At 36.1% G+C, this 3,377-nt stretch carries 5 protein-coding genes; 1 reads left to right on the plus strand and 4 read right to left on the minus strand.

Translation table 11 applies throughout. The annotated features are described in order from the left end of the window. The 4 genes from truB to ABWO41_RS16845 form a co-directional block, all read right to left on the minus strand. On the minus strand, positions 1–564 hold a 564-nt coding region (truB, locus tag ABWO41_RS16830; RefSeq protein ID WP_353140495.1), incomplete at its 3' end, for a tRNA pseudouridine(55) synthase TruB. Continuing rightward, positions 564–1,358, minus strand: a complete 795-nt coding sequence (locus ABWO41_RS16835) for an undecaprenyl-diphosphate phosphatase (protein WP_353140497.1) — start codon at positions 1,356–1,358, stop codon at positions 564–566. The genes ABWO41_RS16835 and truB, both read right to left, overlap by 1 nt. 3 nt (positions 1,359–1,361) lie before the next feature. Further along, positions 1,362–1,598, minus strand: a complete 237-nt coding sequence (locus ABWO41_RS16840; RefSeq protein ID WP_132222730.1) for a DUF3098 domain-containing protein — start codon at positions 1,596–1,598, stop codon at positions 1,362–1,364. A gap of 1 nt (position 1,599) precedes the next feature. Beyond that, positions 1,600–2,478: a cell division protein FtsX gene (locus ABWO41_RS16845; protein ID WP_132222728.1), complete on the minus strand. Its 879-nt coding sequence runs from the start codon at positions 2,476–2,478 to the stop codon at positions 1,600–1,602. 120 nt (positions 2,479–2,598) lie between these two features. Here ABWO41_RS16845 and ABWO41_RS16850 point away from each other — a divergent pair. Then, a partial coding sequence (locus ABWO41_RS16850) for a class I tRNA ligase family protein (RefSeq protein ID WP_353140501.1) occupies positions 2,599–3,377 on the plus strand: 779 nt, incomplete at its 3' end.

The raw sequence follows: 3,377 nt of genomic DNA on the forward strand, positions 1-3,377 counted from the left end.
TATATAAGTTCCTTTACTACAAACAACCCGAAAGCTTATCTCAGGCATATTTATAGCAGTTATTTCAAAGGTAGTGATATTAACTAATCTAGGTCTTTGTTCAACAACTTCTCCTCTGCGAGCCTTTTCATAAAGACGTTCACCATCAATCTTTATAGCAGAATGGGGTGGAGGAAATTGACTGATCTCGCCCGTGAATTGCTGAGTAGCTTTTATAATCTGTTCTGGAGTTATGTGGCTAATATCAAATTCCTGATCTATTTCGGTTTCTAAATCATAAGAAGGGGTGGTTGCTCCTAAATGGATAGTTCCTGTATATTCTTTCTCCTGAGCTTGAAATTGATCAATGATCTTTGTTTTTTTTCCAGTACAAAGAATTAGTAAGCCACTTGCTAATGGATCTAATGTTCCGGCATGACCTACTTTAACTTTAAGGGGTTTTATGGAGTTTCTTATCTTTCCAACTACATCAAAGCTAGTCCAACGTAGTGGCTTATCAATTAATAAAACCTCTCCTTCTTCAAAATTAAAGGTTGGAAAACTTATATTTTCAACTTGATTCATTACACCATACTTAAACTCTGCCCACTCAGCAATAATATTATAATGACTGCTCCAACTATAATACGGTACCAGCCGAAGAGTTGGAATCCGTTTTTAGTGAGAAAGCCAATAAAGGACCTGATTGCAATAATGGCAACAATGAAGCCAACTACGTTTCCTACAAACAACATTCCTACTTCATGAGAAGTGAGTGTATCACCACCTTTATAGAAATCGATCAGCTTTTTAACGGTTGCTCCAAACATAGTGGGTACTGCCAGGAAAAATGAAAATTCGGCTGCAGCTTTTCTACTTAGCTTTTGAGACATCCCCCCAACAATGCTTGCGCCTGAGCGGGAAGTTCCTGGAATCATCGCTAAACACTGATACAAGCCAATCTTTAGGGCTGTTGCATAACTAATCTCATCGGAGTCGTTAATTTCAGCATTATTAAACCATTTATCAACAAATAATAAAACAACCCCTCCAATAACCAGGGATATTGCAACGGTCATGGGACTCTCAAGCATATCATCAATCAGGTCGCTAAAGACCAAACCAAAAATTGCGGCAGGTATAAAAGCTACCAATAGCTTATAATAGAAATTGATTGATCTGAAAAAACGTTTAAAATAAAGAACAACAACAGAGAGAATAGTACCCAGTTGGATAGCTACAGTAAATAACTTTACAAAAGCCGAGGATTCCATGCCCAATAAGGAGGTCGCTATAATCATATGCCCGGTTGATGAAACCGGTAAGAATTCTGTTAGGCCTTCAATAATAGCTAAGACTAACGTCTCAAATAAAGTCATAGCTTAATTACGTTTTGGTCTGATCAGGATAGAAACAAATCCTAATGCGAATCCAATAATAACAACAATGGGTGCTAGGGTTATTTTTGTAAAACTATAAATATCTGTAGTTCCCGACATTAGAAAAAATCCTAGGGCAACTACTAATATACTGGCCAGCATAAACTGGTAATTTATTTTGCCAAATACCATTCCTGATGATTGGTTTTTTTGGGTGGTTTCTTTCGTTTTTTGAGCCATTTTAACGGTATAAATCGTTCATTCTTAATCTTAGATATTTTGACACTGCAAAGTAAGTACTAAGGCCAGACATTAGTATTCCGAGGATGATAACGCCAAGGAAGATCAAAGCAAATTCATAGTAATTTCTCAGGATTACTAATTCAGGAATTTGTTCTTGTCCGAAGTACAGTAAAAGCATTAGCATAATGATGGCGATGAGTGCACCTAAAAGGCCATGGACTAAGCCATAACCGATAAATGGTTTTCGAATAAAACCTTTGGTTGCTCCCACCATCTGCATACTTTTGATCAGAAAGCGTTGAGAATAGATTGCCAGACGAATTGTATTGTTAATTAATGCAACTGCAATAATTAATAGTATAAATGCGAATCCAAGAATAATCAATCCTATTATACGGATATTTTGATTGACCATATCAATTAAAGATTCTTGATATACAACCTCGTTAACCATTTTATTTTCTGTAATCTGTTTGGTGAAAACATCAATACTGTCTTTGTTTGCATATTCAGCTTTTAGATATACATCAATAGAGGATAGTAAAGGATTATAACCTAAAAATTCAACGAAATCTTCTCCTAGATCTTGTTGTAAGTTTCTGGCGGCAAGTTCTTTGCTTATATATTGTGTTTTGAGCACATATTTATCTGCATTGATTTCTTTTTGAAAATTCAGCACTTCCGCTTCTTTAGCATCTCCATCCAAGATGATGTTTAGAACGATGTTTTCTTTAACGTAATTGGAAAGATTTTTTGCGTGAACCAGGATTAAACCTAACAAACCAGTCATTAATAGCACCAAAGCAATACTTATTACCGTAGAGATATATACTGATTTTGTTTTTCTGGAGGTTGTACTTACTTCAAATTCTTCCATGTCCAAGTATTAAAGTGCGAAATTAACTAAATGATGTGAGAAAAGGACTATCCTTATTCAAAAACTCCCAATGCCGTAAAAAAATTCTATTTTTGCCATTAAGCTTGAAAACGCAATAAAATGGATTACCAATTTAAGGAAATAGAACGAAGATGGCAAAAATTTTGGGCGGCCAACCAAACTTATAAAGTAAATAATACGTCGGAAAAACCAAAATATTATGTTTTGGATATGTTTCCTTATCCTTCGGGTGCCGGGTTGCATGTTGGTCATCCACTTGGATATATTGCCTCAGATATTTATGCACGCTATAAACGGTTAAAAGGATTCAACGTATTGCATCCAATGGGTTTTGATTCTTTTGGTTTGCCGGCAGAACAATATGCTATTCAAACAGGTCAGCATCCGGCAATAACTACAGAGGAAAATATAAATCGCTACCGTGTTCAACTTGATAAAATAGGTTTTTCTTTTGATTGGAGCCGTGAGGTACGTACCAGCGATCCTGATTATTACCATTGGTCACAATGGATATTTATGCAGCTATTTAATGCATGGTATAATCTTGAAAGTGATAAAGCCGAACCTATCGATCAGCTTATTCAACATTTTGAGGAAAAAGGGAGTGTCGGTATTTACGCTGTTTCTGATGAGGATGTAAGAGAGTTCTCTCCTGAGGAATGGAATGATTTTACAGAAGAAGAAAAGCAACGTGAATTGTTGAAGTATCGACTTGCTTATCTAAGAGAAAGTTCTGTGAATTGGTGTGCAGCGCTCGGAACTGTATTGGCCAATGATGAAGTTATTGGTGGTTTATCTGAAAGAGGGGGCTATCCGGTAGAGCAAAAAAAGATGATGCAATGGAGTATGCGTATTGTTGCTTATGCTGAACGTTTATT

The organism is Pseudopedobacter sp. (assembly GCF_040392825.1).
GTDB lineage: Bacteria > Bacteroidota > Bacteroidia > Sphingobacteriales > Sphingobacteriaceae > Pseudopedobacter.

What these genes read in the sequence shown, in the direction of transcription:
- ABWO41_RS16835 (WP_353140497.1), bottom strand. Translation starts at nt 1,358, where the DNA reads ATGACTTTATTTGAGACGTTAGTCTTAGCTATTATTGAAGGCCTAACA.
- ABWO41_RS16840 (WP_132222730.1), bottom strand. Translation starts at nt 1,598, where the DNA reads ATGGCTCAAAAAACGAAAGAAACCACCCAAAAAAACCAATCATCAGGA.
- ABWO41_RS16845 (WP_132222728.1), bottom strand. Translation starts at nt 2,478, where the DNA reads ATGGAAGAATTTGAAGTAAGTACAACCTCCAGAAAAACAAAATCAGTA.